The organism is Shewanella profunda (assembly GCF_023283765.1).
GTDB lineage: Bacteria > Pseudomonadota > Gammaproteobacteria > Enterobacterales > Shewanellaceae > Shewanella > Shewanella profunda.
This window is the reverse complement of sequence record NZ_JAKILG010000017.1, coordinates 1-18,330: the sequence shown is the minus strand read 5'-3', so window position 1 is coordinate 18,330 and position 18,330 is coordinate 1. Positions and strand designations below refer to the sequence as shown.

Annotated in this window: 18 protein-coding genes, 4 tRNA genes and 1 pseudogene; 15 read left to right on the top strand and 8 right to left on the bottom strand. The window is 42.6% G+C overall.

Going from position 1 to position 18,330, the window contains the following annotated elements; translation table 11 throughout:
- The 8 genes from L2744_RS10315 to L2744_RS10280 are packed head-to-tail and all read left to right on the top strand — an operon-like array spanning position 1 to position 6,354.
- Positions 1-438, top strand: a complete 438-nt coding sequence (locus tag L2744_RS10315; protein ID WP_248991827.1) for a nuclear transport factor 2 family protein — start codon at positions 1-3, stop codon at positions 436-438.
- Positions 438-1,265 carry an SDR family NAD(P)-dependent oxidoreductase gene (locus tag L2744_RS10310; RefSeq protein ID WP_248991826.1) on the top strand — a complete coding sequence of 276 codons (828 nt, stop codon included), beginning with the start codon at positions 438-440 and terminating at the stop codon, positions 1,263-1,265. The genes L2744_RS10315 and L2744_RS10310 overlap by 1 nt, the downstream gene beginning before the upstream one ends.
- On the top strand, positions 1,262-2,512 hold the full coding sequence (locus tag L2744_RS10305) for an NAD(P)/FAD-dependent oxidoreductase (RefSeq protein WP_248991825.1): 1,251 nt from the start codon (positions 1,262-1,264) through the stop codon (positions 2,510-2,512). The genes L2744_RS10310 and L2744_RS10305 overlap by 4 nt, the downstream gene beginning before the upstream one ends.
- Positions 2,509-3,318, top strand: a complete 810-nt coding sequence (locus L2744_RS10300; RefSeq protein WP_248991824.1) for a DUF1365 domain-containing protein — start codon at positions 2,509-2,511, stop codon at positions 3,316-3,318. The genes L2744_RS10305 and L2744_RS10300 overlap by 4 nt, the downstream gene beginning before the upstream one ends.
- Position 3,319: 1 nt before the next feature.
- The gene (locus tag L2744_RS10295) at positions 3,320-4,573 is read left to right on the top strand and encodes an SAM-dependent methyltransferase (RefSeq protein ID WP_248991823.1); all 1,254 of its coding nucleotides are present in this window, start codon (positions 3,320-3,322) and stop codon (positions 4,571-4,573) included.
- Positions 4,574-4,585: 12 nt separating this feature from the next.
- On the top strand, positions 4,586-5,239 hold the full coding sequence (locus L2744_RS10290) for a DUF2878 domain-containing protein (RefSeq protein ID WP_248991822.1): 654 nt from the start codon (positions 4,586-4,588) through the stop codon (positions 5,237-5,239).
- A 3-nt stretch (positions 5,240-5,242) separates the two neighbouring features.
- Positions 5,243-5,821, top strand: coding sequence for a chalcone isomerase family protein (locus L2744_RS10285; RefSeq protein ID WP_248991821.1), 579 nt, complete (start codon positions 5,243-5,245; stop codon positions 5,819-5,821).
- A complete protein-coding gene (locus L2744_RS10280; RefSeq protein WP_248991820.1) occupies positions 5,809-6,354 on the top strand; it encodes a DUF3833 domain-containing protein in 546 nt (181 codons plus the stop codon). The genes L2744_RS10285 and L2744_RS10280 overlap by 13 nt, the downstream gene beginning before the upstream one ends.
- A 376-nt stretch (positions 6,355-6,730) precedes the next feature.
- On the opposite strand, the gene L2744_RS10275 is transcribed toward L2744_RS10280, so the two are convergent.
- Complete coding sequence (locus L2744_RS10275; protein ID WP_248991819.1) at positions 6,731-7,075, bottom strand: DUF3634 family protein; 345 nt, start codon at positions 7,073-7,075, stop codon at positions 6,731-6,733.
- Between the two features lie 153 nt (positions 7,076-7,228).
- Here L2744_RS10275 and L2744_RS10270 point away from each other — a divergent pair, with 153 nt between their 5' ends.
- Positions 7,229-7,414, top strand: coding sequence for a hypothetical protein (locus L2744_RS10270; protein ID WP_248991875.1), 186 nt, complete (start codon positions 7,229-7,231; stop codon positions 7,412-7,414).
- A 350-nt stretch (positions 7,415-7,764) separates the two neighbouring features.
- Here L2744_RS10270 and L2744_RS10265 read toward each other — a convergent pair.
- The 4 genes from L2744_RS10265 to L2744_RS10250 form a co-directional block, all read right to left on the bottom strand.
- Positions 7,765-7,840: transfer RNA gene (locus L2744_RS10265), tRNA-Thr, on the bottom strand.
- 35 nt (positions 7,841-7,875) lie between these two features.
- Positions 7,876-7,951: transfer RNA gene (locus tag L2744_RS10260), tRNA-Phe, on the bottom strand.
- A gap of 493 nt (positions 7,952-8,444) precedes the next feature.
- Positions 8,445-8,520: transfer RNA gene (locus tag L2744_RS10255), tRNA-Thr, on the bottom strand.
- 35 nt (positions 8,521-8,555) lie between these two features.
- Positions 8,556-8,631: transfer RNA gene (locus tag L2744_RS10250), tRNA-Phe, on the bottom strand.
- Positions 8,632-9,020: 389 nt separating this feature from the next.
- Here L2744_RS10250 and L2744_RS10245 point away from each other — a divergent pair.
- Both L2744_RS10245 and L2744_RS10240 read left to right on the top strand, forming a co-directional pair.
- The gene (locus L2744_RS10245) at positions 9,021-9,572 is read left to right on the top strand and encodes a cytochrome b (protein WP_248991818.1); all 552 of its coding nucleotides are present in this window, start codon (positions 9,021-9,023) and stop codon (positions 9,570-9,572) included.
- A gap of 4 nt (positions 9,573-9,576) precedes the next feature.
- Entirely contained in the window at positions 9,577-10,152 is a 576-nt protein-coding gene (locus L2744_RS10240; protein ID WP_248991817.1) for a YceI family protein, read from the top strand.
- 86 nt (positions 10,153-10,238) lie between these two features.
- Here L2744_RS10240 and L2744_RS10235 read toward each other — a convergent pair whose 3' ends face one another.
- Entirely contained in the window at positions 10,239-10,517 is a 279-nt protein-coding gene (locus L2744_RS10235; protein WP_011788659.1) for an oxidative damage protection protein, read from the bottom strand.
- A gap of 2 nt (positions 10,518-10,519) precedes the next feature.
- Positions 10,520-11,506, bottom strand: a pseudogene (gene mutY, locus L2744_RS10230) (A/G-specific adenine glycosylase); the annotation flags it as partial.
- A gap of 622 nt (positions 11,507-12,128) precedes the next feature.
- On the opposite strand from mutY, the gene L2744_RS10225 reads away from it, so the two are divergent.
- From L2744_RS10225 to L2744_RS10210, 4 genes are read left to right on the top strand one after another with little or no spacing between them, the layout of a single operon-like run.
- Positions 12,129-13,271: a tyrosine-type recombinase/integrase gene (locus L2744_RS10225; protein WP_248991816.1), complete on the top strand. Its 1,143-nt coding sequence runs from the start codon at positions 12,129-12,131 to the stop codon at positions 13,269-13,271.
- Complete coding sequence (locus tag L2744_RS10220) at positions 13,264-15,012, top strand: hypothetical protein (RefSeq protein ID WP_248991815.1); 1,749 nt, start codon at positions 13,264-13,266, stop codon at positions 15,010-15,012. The genes L2744_RS10225 and L2744_RS10220 overlap by 8 nt, the downstream gene beginning before the upstream one ends.
- Positions 15,009-16,952 (top strand): site-specific integrase, encoded by a 1,944-nt coding sequence (locus L2744_RS10215; protein WP_248991814.1) that lies wholly within the window; start codon positions 15,009-15,011, stop codon positions 16,950-16,952. The genes L2744_RS10220 and L2744_RS10215 overlap by 4 nt, the downstream gene beginning before the upstream one ends.
- Complete coding sequence (locus L2744_RS10210; protein ID WP_248991813.1) at positions 16,942-17,631, top strand: hypothetical protein; 690 nt, start codon at positions 16,942-16,944, stop codon at positions 17,629-17,631. Before L2744_RS10215 ends, L2744_RS10210 begins: the two co-directional genes overlap by 11 nt.
- Positions 17,632-17,872: 241 nt before the next feature.
- Here L2744_RS10210 and L2744_RS10205 read toward each other — a convergent pair whose 3' ends face one another.
- Positions 17,873-18,241 (bottom strand): hypothetical protein, encoded by a 369-nt coding sequence (locus L2744_RS10205; RefSeq protein ID WP_248991812.1) that lies wholly within the window; start codon positions 18,239-18,241, stop codon positions 17,873-17,875.
- Between the last annotated feature and the right edge of the window lie 89 nt (positions 18,242-18,330).

Here is an 18,330-nt window from a genome sequence, read left to right as displayed (position 1 = left end):
ATGACTGAAGTTAATGCAAATACACTTGTTGACAATTTTATTCAGCTATATCAAGCATTAAATAAAGACAATCTGCATTTGCTCGAGCGAGTTTACGATGACAAGATTATATTTGCCGATCCTATGCATCAAATTATCGGCTTACCTGCATTAACTCAGTACTTTGCTAAGTTATATAAAAATGTTCAGCATATTCAGTTTGATATTAAGGAAGTGCAGCAGAATAACTCTCAGGCAGCACTCTTTTGGCAAATGCAGTATTCCCATCCCAAGTTAAATAAGGGCGGAACTATTTTTGTCGATGGCATGAGCCAACTGAAATTCAATGACAAAATCTACTATCACCGGGATTACTTCGACCTAGGACAAATGTTATACGAACACTTGCCTTGTATGGGTGGTCTTATTCGCTTGCTTAAAGATAGGGCGGCAAGGTAATGGGCACAGTTAATTGTCACAGCAAGGGGCGAGATAGCTTAGTCGAACCGGCAAAGTGCAAAACCGTGCTTATCACTGGGGCGAGTTCGGGTATTGGTTTGCAACTGACGCAGGATTATCTGGCGCTGGGTTGGCATGTTATTGCCTGCGGTCGCGATCGGCAGCGTCTCGATACTTTGGCGTTAACTGAGCTTTTAGGTGCTTCGATTTTTATCTTCGATATATCGCTGCGCGAACAGGTCCAGCAAGCCGGGCAAGACTTAGCTAACCTGTTAATTCAGAAGAACTATCAACTCGATTTAGTGATTTTAAATGCGGGGAGCTGCGAATATATCGACGATGCCAAAGCTTTTGATGATGCATTATTCGAGCGTGTTATTCATACCAATCTGATTGCGATGGGATATTGCCTTGGTGCGTTTTTACCTTTGATGTCAAAAGGTTCACGTATTGGGTTAATGAGTTCGAGCGCGATTTACTTGCCCTTTCCTCGTGCCGAAGCCTATGGCGCCTCCAAAGCGGGCGTACAGTATTTAGCCTCAAGTTTAGCCATAGATTTAACCCAGTTTGGCATTGGGGTGAGTTTGATTTGCCCAGGTTTTGTGGCAACCCCATTAACGGCTAAAAATAATTTCCCTATGCCGATGCAAGTCGGTGTAGAAGCGGCTTCTAGGGCAATACGCAGCGGGCTAAAACGTGGTAAGCGCGAAATTCACTTCCCAAGGCGTTTTACTTATTTACTAAAACTATTGTCATTTTTACCTGCTTTTTTATGGCAAAAGTTGATGGCTAACAATACCAGGCCACTTAAGGATCCGAGTTTATGAAAAATATCGCTATTGTTGGCACAGGTATCTCAGGTTTAACCTGCGGACATTTATTGAGTGAGTCACATAAAGTGACAGTGTTTGAGGCCAATGACTATATAGGTGGTCACACAGCCACAGTCGATATTGAACATCAAGGGCAAGATTACGCGATTGATACAGGTTTTATCGTGTTCAACGACAGAACTTATCCGCGTTTTGAGCGGTTATTGGCCCGTCTTAAGGTCAAAATCTTACCGACTGAGATGAGTTTTAGCGTGCATAATACGCTCACAGGGCTTGAGTATAACGGTCATCACTTTGCCAGCTTATTTGCTCAAAAGCGCAATATTTTCAATCCCCGTTTTTGGGCTTTTTTAAGGGAAATTCTGCGCTTTAATAAAAATTGCAAAGCGATATATCAGCAAGATACGTATCCCGAGGGAAATCTGGGGGATTATTTAGACAGAGAGCATTTTTCGTCTTTTTTTGCCGAGCATTATATTTTACCAATGGGAGCGGCTATTTGGTCCTCAAGTATTGAAGATATGCGAGGGTTTTCACTGAGATTCTTTATCCGTTTCTTTGAGCACCACGGATTACTAAATGTCAGTGATAGACCACAATGGTATGTGCTCGAAGGCGGCTCTCGTAGTTATATTCCGGATTTAATCGCACCATTTAAAGAGAGTATTCACCTTAACTCTCCCGTTACTGCGATTGAACGGCAAGACAATGGTGTGAGATTACTGGTTAAAGGTGAGTGGCTGGAGTTCGATGAGGTTATTTTAGCTTGCCATAGCGATCAAGCACTTAGCATGCTTATGGATCCCACATCCACCGAGAAGGCCGTTCTCGGAGATTTACAATATCAAGATAACGATGTGGTGCTGCACACAGATACGCGCATTTTACCTCAGCGTAGGGCCGCCTGGGCTAGCTGGAATTATCGCTTAGATGGCGATCTAAAGCGTCCGGCATCCGTCACTTACAATATGAATATTCTGCAACAGTTGCCTGCTAATGCGCCGACTTTCTGCATCACTTTGAATCAGTCAGAATTGATTGATGAAGCCAAAGTATTGCGCCGTTTCACCTATGCCCATCCGGTATTTAATGAAGCCAGTCTCAAGGCGCAAGCTCGGCGTGAGGAGATTTCAGGCCACAATCATACCCATTTTGCCGGAGCCTATTGGCACAATGGTTTCCATGAAGATGGCGTTCGTAGCGCCCTCGATGTGTGCGCTCACTTCGGAGTGGAACTATGACGGCGCTTAACAGTGGTATTTATTACGGCACAATATTCCACAGCCGTTTTACGCCAATCAAACATAGTTTCAGCTATGAAATGGCATTGCTTGCTATTGATTTGGATGAGGTCGATACCATCAGTGCGATGGGGCGAATATTTGCCAGTCAGCGCCGTGCCCTATTAAGGTTTAATCCCAAAGATTATCTCACCACTTTTACCGCTAAAACGAGTGAAAGCCGTGAACAGCAAATTACTGATCTGAGCACAGCAGCACTTAAAGCTCGCGTGCTTAGCCAAGTCGCCGAGCTAGGGGCGGATAAGTTATGTGACCGAGTGATGTTTGTTGGGCAAATTCGCCATTTTGGTGTGTATTTTAGCCCGGTTAATTTTTATTTTTGTTATCAAAATCAAAAGCCTTTATATATGTTGGCTGAGGTGAGTAATACCCCTTGGAACCAACGTCATTGTTATTTAGTGGATTTAACTGCGCCGCAGTCCTCGGATAAGGTGTTCCATGTTTCACCGTTTATGACATTGGATATGCGTTATGTTTGGCATGTCTCAGCGCCGACAGAACATTTCAATGTTGGTATTGAAAACCAATCGATACATGAGGTGACTAGCAATAAAGAGGGTAAAAAGCTCTTTAATGCTTCACTTGTGATGCAACGCCAGCCAATTAATGCGGTAAATCTGCGTTCATTCTTATTCCGCTTTCCCTTTATGACGCTAAAGATTTTCTTCGGAATTTATTGGCAAGCGTTAAAACTCTTCTTCAAACGTGTGCCCTTTGTGCCGCATCCAGCTCAGATGGAGAAATAATATGGAAAATACGGCTTCGCAAACGTCCATTGCCACAGGGAAACTGCCCGACAGTATGGCGCGTAAAGTCTTGCTTAAGGCATTAGAAAGCTTACCCCACGGCTGTTTAACCTTAGTAGAGGGCGATAAGAGCTACCGTTTTGGACAGGGTCATGCGGATTTACATGCCACTTTGGTGGTTAAGCACCCTAGTTTTTATCGGCAAGTGATGTTATCTGGCTCGATTGGGGCTGGAGAAGGTTTTATCCAAGGACATTGGGAAAGTCCTGATCTAACTAAGGTTGTGCAGCTTTTTGCGCGTAACCTCGCCTTGCTCGATAGGATTGAAGCCAAGTTCTCTTGGTTAACCGCCAGTATTAATCGGATTAAACATCTACTGAATCGTAATTCAAAGGAGGGCTCGAAGCGTAATATTTTGGCCCATTACGACTTAGGTAATGCCATGTATGAACAATTCCTCGACCGAGAAATGTTGTATTCCAGTGCGCTTTATCCCCATGAAGCAGCCAGTTTACAGGAAGCACAGCAGTTTAAGTTGATGACTATCTGTGAGCGACTTGACTTACAGCCGGGTCAAACTCTGCTGGAGATAGGTACGGGGTGGGGAGCACTCGCCATCTATGCGGCTAAGCACTATGGGGTACATGTCACCACGACAACCATCTCTGATGCGCAATATGCCTATGCTAAGGCGCGGGTTGAGCAGGAAGGCTTAAGCGATAAAGTCACGCTACTCACAGAAGATTATCGCAATCTAACGGGGGAATACGACAGGGTTGTTTCCATCGAAATGATTGAAGCCGTTGGCCATGAATATCTGGCAGGTTTTTTTAAAAAGTTAGAGTCACTCCTAAAACCTAACGGACGATTATTATTACAGGCGATTACGATTGCCGATCAGCGTTACGACAGTTACCGAAAAGGTGTGGATTTTATTCAGCGTTATATTTTCCCTGGTGGCTGCTTACCGTCAGTGAGCCAAATGGTGAATCACATGGCTAAGCAAACCGATATGGTGGTTTGGTCAGTCAATGATATGGGGCTGGATTACGCCAAAACCCTCAAACATTGGCATGAGAATTTTGATCATGCCATAGCCGAGATCCAAGCCTTAGGTTATGGCGATGACTTTATCCGCATGTGGAAATTTTACTTAAGTTATTGTGAAGGCGGATTTTTAGAGCGCACCACTAGCACTGTACACCTTGTTGCAGCGCGTCCTGATTATCGGCTGCCAGCAGCGCCATCTCTCTAAGTGAGCGTTAAGATGAAGCCAATGCCAAATCACGCCAGTTACCGTTTACAGTCTGGTTATCCTGCCTTATCCCGCGACTGTCCTAAGTCTCGGGCTAAGTCTCGCGGCTTTATGATTTATAATGCCTTGAGTTTCCAGCTGGTGTGGTGGTCTAGCGTACTTTGGCTGAACTTATCGCTCGTCTTAACTATCCCATTATTAATGCTGCATTTTATCTTGCTAATTGGGCTAGGAAAACGCCAATGCTACAGGCTTGATTGGATATTAATCCTAAAGCTGGCCCCTATAGGGATGGTCATAGATGCGCTACTGATGGTTTTTGGGGTATTTGAGTTTGCGGTGTTCCCTTGGTGGCTTATTTGTCTATGGCTACATTTCATTTTGAGTTTGCACTATAGCCTCGCTTTTATGCGGCATTTACCTTTATTTTTGCAAGCTATTATCGGCGGGGTATTTGGTTGCCTTAGCTATGTGGCGGGCGCACACATGTCTGCGGTCACTTTCCCCCTTGCACTTAGCGTTACCTGCATTGTACTTGCGACTATTTGGTCTCTACTCTTCCCCTTATTACTGCGCTTAACTCATTCAAATAGAGTGATGATTTTCAAGACACTGCTCTGTGCTTGCCAAACTGTGTTCAATCCCGGCACAGATAGAAGGTTGTAGCCTATGAAACTTAAAAGATTAGCCTGTTTGTACTCTTGCCTCGTATTGGGGTCAGCGACACCAATTTTGGCATTTTCGGCGCAGGATAAAGAGAGTCGTACAGTTGGGGCTATATCAGTTCAGCATGCGAGCCGTGCACCATCTTTGATTGAAGTTGGGCGCGGTGAGATGGATTGGTTATGGTTGAGTTTATACAAAGCTAAGCTGATGACGGCGACGGGGCGTTACCAGCAGGGTCAGTACCCCATATTGTTAGAGATTGAATATTATCGCGATATTGATTCTGATGACCTTTTGCAAGCGACGCGGGATCAGTGGAAACAGCTACGGTTTTCTAATACCGATATCGAAGGTTGGCTTAGTGTATTAAGGTCTATCTGGCCCGATGTAAAGCAAGGTGATCACTTGAGCTTTATGATTGTCGATGGGCAAACGAGTCAATTTTTCTATAACCAGCAACCGCTTAACATGATTAATGATACTCATTTTGCCGAAGCATTTTTAGCCATTTGGTTATCACCCCAAACTAGCGGCCCGAGTTTGCGGGCACAATTACTCGGAGAAACATCATGCGACTGTTAAAACGTCTTTTGGGGCAAAAATGGGTTTTGTGTTTATTGATGATAACTGGGCTTTCGAGTTGTTCATCGGTCGAGGTGACGGATTACCAAGAGACTCACCCAAAACTTATTTTAGAATCCTTTTTTAATGGCCCGCTAACCGCCTCAGGCATAGTACAAAACTTCAGTGGTAAAGTGATCCGCAAGTTTAATGTCATTATGGAGGCGAGTTGGCAAGGGGATGTTGGAGTCATAAAAGAGTGGTTTGTTTACGATGATGGTGAAACTCAAACGCGGGTGTGGCGTATAAAGGCCTTAGGTAATGGGCAATATACAGGAACGGCCGATGACATTCTTGATACTGCTCAGGGTCAATCTAGCGGCAGCGCACTGCGTTGGAAATATGACATGTTATTGCCGATGGACGGTGAACAATACCAAGTTCATTTCGATGATTGGATGTACTTAGTCAATGATAATACTGTTATAAACCAGAGTGATATTGTTAAATTTGGTATCACAGTCGCTAAGGTCACTTTAGTTATTCAAAAGTGACCTCGCTATTGATGGCCTAAGTTAAGTTTAACGCTATAGTTTGGCTGCTCTCCCTTTATTTGCTAAGAGTCACTCGTTAAAACTTGGGGAATAATGAACAAACATCTGACTTTATGGCTTGTATTATCAAGCCTATTTTTAACGGCTTGTTCTACCTTTGACTTTAGGTTTGAGGACCAATCAGAACAGAAAATTGATCCTCATCTGCCACCAAGTGATCCTATGGTACAAGATAACGAACGTCGCATTCGAGAAGCTAGGGAAGAGGGGCTGTTAGCGCCAACGAACCCGATTAGGTTTAGATAACAAAGCGCTTTGGGATAAGCTGCAACCTCAAGTATCTAAATTGAGGTTGCTAGGATAAAAAGACGAAAAACTAGCCAGCTTGACGACTGTTATCGATAGATTTTTTGTCGTAATACTCAAAGGGAAATAAATTACGGATTCTTTGCTTCACATTGTCACTTACATTAGCTGAAATATGTAAGCGCACATCACCTGATTTTTCTGCTCTAATAGTGCAAGTTAATTTTTCGGTCTTAGCCAGTTGTCGGCATTCCTTCTCAAACCTTTCTGGGATCTTGCCCTTATGTTGAGTCATACGCCCATCTTTAAAATGCATTTCAAAAATAGTCAGACCTTTTTTATTGCTAAATATCAGTTTGTAAATGAGAAATAAACCAATAACTACAAAAATAAGTTTAAAAATATTGGCAGTCATAATGCCTCCTATCTTATGTTTATAGGGCAAAGATACTCCCTAGTCACTAGTTTTAACAGTGCGCTAACACGCAAATTTAGACTGGCAATAACCTAACACTAATCTAAAATTCAAAGGTGATGGAAAAACAACCTCTAAGTTAAGGAAAACATGATGTACCTATCAAATGCAGAACGTTGGTCGTTATTGTGTAAAAAGCAAATAGAAGTCATTGATAACCTTGCAACCCAGTTTCCAGAAAGAAAGGCAAATTTAAATCAGTTAAGTCAGTGCTGGCTTAATGTGCAGCATCAAGTACAGGTTGGCGATAGGCCATCGCCACTCGAGTTAATTAAATAGAGGGACTACTGGCATTATCGAGAGAAGTGAGTTGCGCTTTTATCGACGCTTATGGTGCTCAATAGGGTAATGATTTTGATGAAGAGTATTGGTTAAGAATATGGACGATAAACGGTATGGATACAAAAAAGCCACTCATTGAGTGGCTTCATTGTTTTATATGGTGCCGGCACCAAGAGTCGAACTCGGGACCTACTGGTATTATCAAGAGTAAGTGAGTTGCGCTTTTTATCGATGTTTATGGTGCTCAATAGGGTAATATTTTTGATCAAGAGAATGAATTAGAAATACTACGTATAAACGGTATGGATGCAAAAAAGCCACTCATTGAGTGGCTTCATTGTTTTATATGGTGCCGGCACCAAGAGTCGAACTCGGGACCTACTGATTACAAGTCAGTTGCTCTACCAACTGAGCTATGCCGGCTTCAATCTTTACTGCTAATTTTTACTACAGAATAATGGTGCCCGAACCCGGAATCGAACCAGGGACACGAGGATTTTCAATCCTCTGCTCTACCGACTGAGCTATTCGGGCAACTAAACTAAGCGTTAGTTAACTACTTCAAACTTGAGCTTAGAAGCCTATCTTGTTTGGAGTGCGCGTATAGTATAGTGCTGGTTTTCACTGTGCAAGTGCTTTTTAAATGACTGATTAACTATTGAGCAAAATTAAGATTTTAATTGGCATTTGTTAATTGTTTAGCAGTTTTATTGATGGTTTTTACTGTATAGCTGCCTAAAGTGTTTTAAATTCCCACTGAATCCTGCATTTTGGGATGTTTGGATATATCAGTAAACAAAAACAAAAAAACCACTCATTGAGTGGCTTTGTCGTTTATATGGTGCCGGCACCAAGAGTCGAACTCGGGAGCTACTGGTATTATCGAGGGTAAGTGAGTTGCGCTTTTTATCGATGTTTATGGTGCTCAAGAGGGTAATATTTTTGATCAAGAGAATGAATTAGAAATACTACGTATAAACGGTATGGATACAAAAAAGCCACTCAATGAGTGGCTTCGTTGTCTATATGGTGCCGGCACCAAGAGTCGAACTCGGGACCTACTGATTACAAGTCAGTTGCTCTACCAACTGAGCTATGCCGGCTTCAATCTTTACTGCTAATTTTTACTACAGAATAATGGTGCCCGAACCCGGAATCGAACCAGGGACACGAGGATTTTCAATCCTCTGCTCTACCGACTGAGCTATTCGGGCAACTAAACTAAGCGTTAGTTAACTACTTTGAACTTGCTTTAAAAGCTGCCTCGTTCAAAGTGCGGCTATCTTAGCTAGGGAGTTTCTCATCTGCAAGTGCTTTTTCCTGATAAATAACTCGTTCGACTGTTTAATGCACATCTTGGGTGTTTTTTATCTCTTATTCTTCGAATTCAGGTCAATTTGATCCGTTAACTGCATTTTTTCAAGTCAGAGGGATACTGATGTTTACTATAGCTTTGTACTCATAAATCTCGATTTTTGGCTTAACTTCTAAAAATTAGAAAGATATAAGCGATTTTTGCGGCTTTTAGTTTTTAAATTTAGATTTATGATAATGAATATTATTTGATGACTAGCATGAGATAAAGTGAGTATGGAGTGGCTGTATGTTTCGAAATAGTAAATTAGCTTATGGGATACCCGCTATTGTTATTCACTGGATCAGTGCCTTGGTTGTGATTGGGCTATTTGCCGTAGGAGTGTGGATGGTGGAGCTAACCTATTACAGTGCTTGGTACAAAACCGCACCGCATCTTCATAAAAGTGTGGGTATTTTGTTGTTAGCTGTGACTATATTTCGTTTGGTATGGCGCTTAGTTAATCCTAAGCCAGCACCAGAAGCGAGTCATAAGCCGTGGGAAAAGACAGCCGCACATTTGGCGCATTTTGTTATTTATGTCTTGCTTTTCGTCATCATGATCGCAGGTATTTTGATCTCAACCGCAGATGGCCGTGGTATCTGGGTGTTTGATTGGTTTGAACTACCAGGATTGGGACTTTTGTTTGAAAACCAAGCCGATATAGCGGGTGATATCCATCAATATGCGGCTTATAGCTTAATCGCACTGGTCGTTATTCACGCCGCGGGCGCATTAAAACATCACTTTATCGATAAAGACACGACCTTACTCAGAATGATTAAATTTAAACGAGGATAATACAATGAAAAAGCAACTGTTAAGCGCACTGATTGGTGTATCTCTATTGGCTCCCATGGCAGCTTCTGCTGCAGATTATGTGATTGATCATGAAGGAGCACATGCTTCTATTACTTTTAAAGTAAATCACTTAGGTTATAGCTATGTGGTTGGTCGTTTTAATGATTTTAACGGTGACTTTAGCTACGATGCCGCTAAACCAACAGCGATGAAAGTGAATGTCACTGTTAATACATTAAGTGTTGATTCAAACCATGCTGAGCGTGATAAACACATTCGCGGCGAAGATTTCCTCAATACTAGCAAATTCGCGAAAGCCACCTTTGCATCGACTTCGGTAGAAGATAAAGGAAATGGCGACTTAGTGATTAACGGTAACTTAACCTTAAATGGTGTAACTAAGCCTTTGGCAATCAAGGCTCATGCTGTGGGTGAAGGCCAAGATCCTTGGGGTGGCTACCGTGCAGGTTTTATTGGCACAACTACTTTTGCGATGAAAGATTTCGGCATCAAAATGGATTTAGGTCCAGCATCTAGCCATGTTGAGTTAGATTTAGTCGTAGAAGGTGTGCGTAAATAACTCTTTATTATGCCGTCTAAATAAGCAAAAAGCGCCGAAAGGCGCTTTTTTGTAAGCTTTATCTTTAGAGTCGACTAACGACAGAATTAATCTTGATCTTTTTCAGGAACAAAACCTTCAATTTCAACATCTTTACCTTCAAATAGGAAAGAGGTCATTTGCTCTTCCAGAAATTTACGGTCATCAACATTCATCATATTGAGCTTTTTCTCGTTGATCAGCATGGTTTGCTTTTTCTGCCATAGGCCCCAAGCTTCTTTGCTAATGTTGTCGAAAATACGCTTACCTAAATCACCAGGATACAGTTGAAAGTCTAGGCCGTCGGCTTCTTTATTTAGATATACACAATTGACTGTACGCGCCATGATTATTCCTTACTGACTGCTGCGGATTGAACGAGTGATCCCAAATTGGCTAGCACGCGCTCGGTGGCAGCGGCGAGTCCCACTTTGGAAGGATGATTGATGTTATACCAGAGAGACTGATTTTGTTCCATGACGCTCATCATTTGACTGTTGTTTTGCGTCTTATCTAAATTAAGCATCATGGGCTGAATATCTAAATGAAAGTGGCTAAATGTGTGTCTAAAGCCTGTTAACCATTCGAGCTGCTGTGCATCGAAGCCTTGCTCTTCAAGATGAGTTTCAAGTGCTGCTTGGGTGGCAAATTCTGGGAAGCACCAGAGTCCTCCCCAAATGCCCGCTGGCGGACGTTTAGCTAAAAAGACTTGATTGTCTTGCATCAGCACTAACATCCACGCCGCTTTGGTTGGTATGGTTTTTTTAGGCTTCTTACCGGGAAAATCGGTTTGTCTGCCAATCAGCTGCGCTTTGCAATCAAGCGCGACTGGGCAAGCGGCGCAGTTAGGTTTGCTACGAGTGCAAATACTGGCGCCGATATCCATCATGGCTTGATTATATTTCTGAATATCTTGCTGCGGCGTCAAGGCATCAGTCGACTGCCAAAGTTGCTCTTCGACCGTTTTTTGCCCAGGCCAACCCACGATAGCGCCGTGTCTTGCTAATACACGTTTCACATTGCCATCGAGAATGGGGTGATGTTGTCCAAGCGACAATGACAATACAGCGCCCGCCGTGGAGCGGCCTATGCCGGGTAGGGCGAGCACTTGCTCAAAATTTGTTGGAAATAGTCCCTGATAATCATCGCGGATCATCTTGGCTGCTTTATGCAGATTACGCGCCCTAGCGTAATAGCCAAGACCAGTCCAATGGTGTAACACCTCATCATCTGGCGCGTTAGCGAGCGCTAACACATCGGGAAAACTCGCCATAAATTTATGGTAATAGGGAATAACAGTCGCAACTTGAGTTTGTTGCAGCATGATTTCAGTAATCACGATTTAAGTGGTACTTCTAATTTTAACAATATAAATCATTATGTTCCGCTTCGATAATCCTGCAACTGGTACTTTTATCTTCAGATTAGATTTATTGATGAAATGTCTGTCGGTGAAAGAAGTTAACTATGAATGAGATTTGAGAAAGAGACAGATGTTGTTAGTGAATAGGGTTAGAGATTGTTGTTTCCAAAAGCGATTAAATCTGTTGCTCGAAGTGACTATGCATACGCTTCTTACTCTCTAAATGTGAGGTATACTTTGTGACGACCGCATAGTAATGCTTTCTGCTTGTACATAAGGAATAACGGTGGCGTTAAGATGGCTGCAGTTACTTTAACGTGCAGCTGTTACATCCCTCGTGGAGTTCTTTCGGGCTACATTTCTATGGTTTGTTGAGACGATTCTGAGTTTTAACTGTCATTATTTCATACCTCATTTATGGGTAATTGGTCTTCCTCTGAAACTTTCATCCCGACCCATGTTTATATTCGCGTAACACACGATACTCATCGCGCAACTCGCTTTTACTTTCGGTTAAGCTATTGATTTGTAAGGTGGCTGCGCGTTTGCGGAATCATGTTTTCATTAAGGTTCATTTTTAATGGAGGCTTGAAAATTGAAAGTAACCTACGACAGCATGGCAACGAATATGGATGTCAATATAACCATACATCCCCCTGTTTTTTGGGATCGCACTGGAAGAATTATGCGAGCCCCAACGACCTATGTCAGAGACAGAATTGAATCTGGATTTTGGTCCTCAGGGCACACGGTTCGTTCAAATACGAATAGTTTGGCGCAGTTTGTCGCGTTTTTAGAAGAGCAGGATATCCCACTTAAAGATGTTCAAATCAAGCATCTTGTAGCGTGGCGAAACAGTTTGGTGAATAAACCAGGAAATGAACGGGGTACGAATCGAACGATCAACGTCCGATTACGTGCTGTCGTAGGATTTATTGAATGGGCGATCTTTAATAATTTTATCCAAGATAGTTTTTGGGGGCTCCGTGTTGAAAAATTAATCCGAACTGGACGTCTGAACTTTAATCAAAAACAGCAAGCTCAGCGAATTCGGAGTATTCGACTTCTGCTAACAGAATCTACTTCTCGAGCTCCGTTACCAACAATGGAAGAAATCAAGCGGTTTTCAAGAGAATTGCCTAAAGCAATGCGACCTATGATGGGATTGATGCTCAGTACAGGGATGCGGATTAGTGAAGTGTTGTCTGTTCCAGCATCTGCATTCCCTTCGTACTCATCAGTGCTAAAAGCTCCAAACCGGATGTATAGCATTCGTCTCGATAGTCGAGAGATGGACATTAAGAACGATAAGTCTCGAACAGCATTTATCCCGGGACGTTTGTTTTTGACGATTTATGAGCAAGTTATGCCATTGTCGTATGCAGGCAATCAATCGCTATTTTTTGCTAATGAAAATCATCACGCTTGGGCTGCTTCGACCATACAAAAATCATTTAAAAAAGCATCAACTTCTGTTGGATTACGGCACTCAATTACCCCTCATACGCTGAGACATGTGTTTGCAACGCGAACACTTGAAAAGTGGCAAGAGTCAGGATTTTCTTCCGAAATGGCCTGCTTGATCTGGTTGCAGAAACAACTGGGGCATAGCCAGGTATCCACAACAGCAAATACGTATATCAACATGACCAGCGAGCTTCATGCGCATGATCGCGCTGTGCTTCAGCAATATGAACAAGCGCTGAGCGAAATGATGAAGGAGACCACTGATGAGTAAGCCGTCTCAAAGCGATCAAGTCTTGCGCTTTAAAGCACCGTTAATATGGACGATTTCGGACCCAATTCATGGCAATTATCATTTTGATATGAAAATGAGAATTCAAGAATACCCGCATTTGAAACGCATTATTTTGCAATTGAATGAGGGCTTATATGGCTTGCACGGTATAGGTTATGCATTGAAATCTCTTAAGCAATTTCGTCGAGCGATTGATACATTCTTGTTGTACTTAAATACAGAAAAATTGGTCGATGACATTGCGGACTGTGATTATGAATTTTTGCTCTGCTACTTAAAATGGTTTCAAATGAGGCCTCTTCAAAAGGGGGAAAGAAAAGGGAAACGTCGTAAGAGTATCCATCTTGCTCGATTGATCCCTAGGTTGCTAGTCAGTTTGGCGGAATTGCATCCTGATGACGTACATGTCGATGTATTGCTTGGTCACTTACCTTCACTTCCTAACATCCCCAGTTCACCCCGAGAACCCTATTCAAAGCGCGAATTCCGTCAGATTTTAAGAGTCTGTAAATCGATTGTTGAATCGGACAAAAAAGGGGAATGGCAGAGTGCCGGTTCTGTAGTCCTCGCAGCAGCTGCGGTGTTGATGTCAATTTACACATTGGCGAATAAGTCTGACATCTTAAGATTAAACGTGGATTCTATGTATCCTCACCCGCATGATCCAGAGCGTCGAGTCTGCTTTGCTTTTTATAAGCCACGGGCAAAACATCGAACCATCATTAAAGATTTCTCCAATATCGATGGGCGGGAATTAGAGATGTTCGCAGAATCTCGTTTGTTTCATATGAATGCAAAAAGTCTATTTGAATACCTGAAAGATCGGTCAGATAAATACCGTGATCAGGCTTCTGACGATATTCGAGAATCGATTTGGCTATATGAAACTAACAGTTTTGGGTGGGGCGGAAACGTCACGTCATTAAAAGCTGGATATTTGGATAGTAGCCGAAATAAAGGCAAGAATGCAGCGGTTCCTTTGGATGTCATTGCTAACCTCTATGATTTGAAAGATGACAAAGGTCAAGCGTTAAAAATTCGACTATCTCGGTTACGGCCGACTTGTGTTCAGATTTTACGCCGCCATGGTTCTGTGGCGAGTGTCTCTCGAATTTTGGGGCACAAACTTAATTTTGGCATGGGGTACTCTCAGACGACTGAACGCCATTATTTAAATGCGACCCCAGAACAGAAGGCACGGATAAGTCTGTTACTCAGCCGTCTTCATGATTACTCAACCAATGGCGACGTTGAAACTTGGATTCAATATGAGCAGCAACACGTGCTGACAGAAGCGCAAAAAACGGAATTGGATTTGCTTCAAAGTGACGCTCGGTTCAAAACGCATGTGGCAAGCTGTAATAATCCACAAAACAAGGAGCAATCGGTTTCCACTGGGCCTCATTGCTTAGATTTTATGCAATGCTTACTTTGTCCTCACATCGTGATTTTAGAAACTGATTTATGGCGATTATTTTCGTTTCAGCTGGCGTTGCGGCATGATTTTGAATCGGGAAGAATTCCCTCGGCTTTATGGATGAAGCGCTATGGCATCTTCTTGAAAATCCTAGAAGAAGACATTCCTCAAGCATTTCAACATCGCCCCTTAGTTTTAAAAAAAGCGCAAGAACGAGCCGCACGAACACCGTATCCGTTATGGGACCTGAACGATCAATCTTATCTGGCTAAGATGTTGTCGATGGTGGAAGAAAAAGCATGAACAGAAAAAAAGAAGTCGAGAGTGTTATCGCGTTAGGTAATTATGGGGAAGAACTTTCAACTCAAGTACTTACGTTGCAAAAAATAAAAGATACAACGTTACAAGAAAAACTAGGCCTATCGATTGGGCATTACGATGGTCATGACCTCGGGAATTACGGAGATGATACGTGGTTACTACAACATCTCAGTGGTAAGGCAAATATTCATCGGTCTATGAAAAACCTATCATTTACGAGTCAGTGTGAATCGCTAAGTATTCAGAGTTCAACTCATCAACACGAGTACAGCGTATTTGAGGCTACCCGAGATTGTCTGTGGTTACGATTCTCTGATGGGACCTCTGTGGGTCAATTAGTCGTAGAATTAAAGGCATGGAAGGTATTCACGCATTGGTGGGTGAATGCTTTCAATGGAATGGCATTTGAAGAGTGGCTTCAATCACCCGCAGGGCTAGATCAATATGTTCAATGGATGAAGCAAGACTTCCGTCATGGTCATGAAGGTTCCCAAGTAAGTAAGGAAACTCAATTATTAAGGCTCCGGCCAATTTACCAGTTATATCACTATCGGCAGGTATTGAAAGTAGGATTTGATTATCCTCCCTTTCGAGGGCTAAAAGGTGAGCAAATCGTTGGTAAAATGAAAAATAAATCTCAAACTCAAGTCATTGGGGAAGACAAGTGGCGAGCATTAATTCAGGCTGCATGGGATTGTATTGATTCGTCTGAACATGCTATCCAAACCTATATTGACTATTGGGTCACTAAACACTCAGACTTTGTATCATTACCAACCCGAGATGGAACAAAACCATCAGCCGCCACGGTGAGCAATAGAAAGAGTGCCTTCCTTTTGACTAAAGGGTACGAGTCTTATACCGAACTCGAAATGGACATCATTTTATTCGAGGGGGCTGCAATAATTCTGATTTTGGCATTGACCGGCATGCGCCAAAGCGAATTATCTGGCTTATCAATGGATTGTTTTCAAGAGACAAAGACAGAGTTTCTTTCGACGAATTACGTTTCAAGTTTTCTTCGTGGGATGACCTATAAATATTCTTGTTTTCCTGAAGGAGAACATCATGTATGGCTGGTTCCTTCTGAGCTAAAGACCGTGATTGAGCGAGTGAATCAACTGAATCAGCATCGTCGAGAGAAAAATCAGCGATTATTGTTGAGCACTGATGGCCATTCGGATCCATTGGTAGCCAGTGAAGCCAAAAAAGCATCAAATAGCTTATTTTTGTTATCAGGTATAAATGCAAAACATCATTATTCATTAAGGTTGGATAGTTGCACAATTGTTCGCAGAGTTACTTGTTTTGTTGGCCATTCCGGGGTACAAACAGCTGAAAAAATCACACCGCATCGTTTTCGGCGTACCCTTGCACGTTTCGTTGCCTTATCACCCTTAGGGAGTGTGGAGGCATTACGGGAACAATTTGGCCATCACACTGCGGATATCACCCAGTATTACATGCAAGGTGGTGATGATGAGGTGTTAAATTGGATTGCTGAAGATCAGAGTGAATTTCAAAAATCAGTCATGGATATGCAGGTAGACAGTTCACGTCCCAAGCATGGCGGTTTGGGGGAATCCATGATGGATAAACAATATGCCGCACGAGATTTCAAAACGGCGAAAAATCTAAAAGCGCTCCAGAAAAAGATTGGTACTGGTATGGCTGTGCAGCTAAATGCGCATTCAGTATCCGTTCGGCCAATTGATAAAGGCGCTTGTTCAAATAATTGTCGCCTCAATCGTATTCAGTGCATTTCATGTGAGAACTGCGTCATTACGACTGCTCAATTGCCATTCTGGGAAGATCAGCTTCAGATGATGGAGGCGTGTGAAAAAGAAGGCATTGTGCAAGGGCTTGATAAAGTTCGAGAACTCGTTCACCTGTTGAAAGAGGAAGCGCGGTATGGCCAGTAGCGGTTTCGTTGAGCGAGTGGAGGAAGCGATACAGGCTTTAGATGATATACACCCTGAGGATGTGCTGTCGGGGCGACAAAAAGTGATGTCGTTGCGTTTATTTTCTCAGACGTTTGATATTAGCCGAACATCACTAAGCAAACATCCTGATGTTGGCATTTTGGTTTCGAAGGCCATCGAGAGTTGGAATGCTGCGCACATGTTAGTTCCAACCCTTTTGAAAGAATCTCAATCGCAACAAAAGAAAGACAACCTTCAAAAAATAATTGATGAGCAATTATCAGAGATCGAACTGCTTCGAAGTGCTCAACTGGCTGAATATTATGAAAAATGCCAGCTAGAAAAAGAGTTTATGGAGGCTCAGTCAAAATTAGAACAATGGAAAAATGTGGGGCGATTTCCTTCCATCGTTGAGGGTTTTTCTGTTCATTACCTAAAGTCAACACCACTATGGTTTCAGTTCGAAGTCTTGCGGCTTTATGGCGAGGAACATGAACCGATAATGTTCAATGTCGAAGAACTGAAAAAACGTTATGGCCCGATGTTACCAGGCGGAACGGAAGCCTTTTATTCATTGCTAGTTCGACCCGAGCCCAGATTTTCGGGGCGAACAATGATTGAATCATTGAAGACTAGCTCAGAGGATGTTGAGCGTTTACTGAAGATGCGTAGTGCCTGATAGGAAAGCCTAAGCAATTAGCTTGCACTTTTTATTAATGTGTAATGTCTTGTACGAAAGATAGACTGTATTTGTAGTCGCTCAGACTTGACCTGACAGTTACCCGTTTTTTGAAGGTATCTGTCAGCTTAAATTTGAGCTAAATTCTTTTTGTGACTGGGCTTTTTAGCTGTGTATCATTGATAAATTTTTTACAAAAATAATTTTAAAAAGTGGTGCCACCATATTTTGTTGTGGCGGCTTAAAACGGAGACCTAAAGGTTGAAACAACCTTTTCTCTGAAGCCACCGAGAAGCTCACACGACAATGATGTCGCAAGGCCTGAGTGGTCTAGCGACACCAACTCTGCCATATTTGGCATTTGCTCATCGAAGTTGGCTTGCTCTAATTTGAGTTCGCTGATTGTCGTTGGTGGAATGTCTTTTGTTTGCAAAGATAGCGGCTTAGCAATTTTTCGTGATGCTTCAGTTTCTATTGACTGCCTAAATACCACTGGAATGTCAGGTATCTCTTCAGCTATGCGGTGTGCAAACTCGACAAGTTTGGGTGCCGCGAAGGTGTATAACCAGGCTTCTTGGTTCCTGCTTTGTAACCGTCTAGCGAACCACACCTCGCATCATTAATCTGCCTATTTGAAAATACCTGCTCAATGATAAATTTGGAGCAGGTGATGAAAACATACAGAACAACTACTCAGTG

Excerpts from the sequence above, each read along its gene's own strand:
- L2744_RS10280 (WP_248991820.1), top strand. The coding sequence starts at position 5,809 with ATGCGACTGTTAAAACGTCTTTTGGGGCAAAAATGGGTTTTGTGTTTA.
- L2744_RS10245 (WP_248991818.1), top strand. The coding sequence starts at position 9,021 with ATGTTTCGAAATAGTAAATTAGCTTATGGGATACCCGCTATTGTTATT.
- L2744_RS10270 (WP_248991875.1), top strand. The coding sequence starts at position 7,229 with ATGTACCTATCAAATGCAGAACGTTGGTCGTTATTGTGTAAAAAGCAA.
- L2744_RS10235 (WP_011788659.1), bottom strand. The coding sequence starts at position 10,517 with ATGGCGCGTACAGTCAATTGTGTATATCTAAATAAAGAAGCCGACGGC.
- L2744_RS10305 (WP_248991825.1), top strand. The coding sequence starts at position 1,262 with ATGAAAAATATCGCTATTGTTGGCACAGGTATCTCAGGTTTAACCTGC.
- L2744_RS10210 (WP_248991813.1), top strand. The coding sequence starts at position 16,942 with ATGGCCAGTAGCGGTTTCGTTGAGCGAGTGGAGGAAGCGATACAGGCT.
- L2744_RS10315 (WP_248991827.1), top strand. The coding sequence starts at position 1 with ATGACTGAAGTTAATGCAAATACACTTGTTGACAATTTTATTCAGCTA.
- L2744_RS10310 (WP_248991826.1), top strand. The coding sequence starts at position 438 with ATGGGCACAGTTAATTGTCACAGCAAGGGGCGAGATAGCTTAGTCGAA.
- L2744_RS10295 (WP_248991823.1), top strand. The coding sequence starts at position 3,320 with ATGGAAAATACGGCTTCGCAAACGTCCATTGCCACAGGGAAACTGCCC.
- L2744_RS10240 (WP_248991817.1), top strand. The coding sequence starts at position 9,577 with ATGAAAAAGCAACTGTTAAGCGCACTGATTGGTGTATCTCTATTGGCT.
- L2744_RS10290 (WP_248991822.1), top strand. The coding sequence starts at position 4,586 with ATGAAGCCAATGCCAAATCACGCCAGTTACCGTTTACAGTCTGGTTAT.
- L2744_RS10300 (WP_248991824.1), top strand. The coding sequence starts at position 2,509 with ATGACGGCGCTTAACAGTGGTATTTATTACGGCACAATATTCCACAGC.
- L2744_RS10285 (WP_248991821.1), top strand. The coding sequence starts at position 5,243 with ATGAAACTTAAAAGATTAGCCTGTTTGTACTCTTGCCTCGTATTGGGG.
- L2744_RS10220 (WP_248991815.1), top strand. The coding sequence starts at position 13,264 with ATGAGTAAGCCGTCTCAAAGCGATCAAGTCTTGCGCTTTAAAGCACCG.
- L2744_RS10275 (WP_248991819.1), bottom strand. The coding sequence starts at position 7,075 with ATGACTGCCAATATTTTTAAACTTATTTTTGTAGTTATTGGTTTATTT.
- L2744_RS10215 (WP_248991814.1), top strand. The coding sequence starts at position 15,009 with ATGAACAGAAAAAAAGAAGTCGAGAGTGTTATCGCGTTAGGTAATTAT.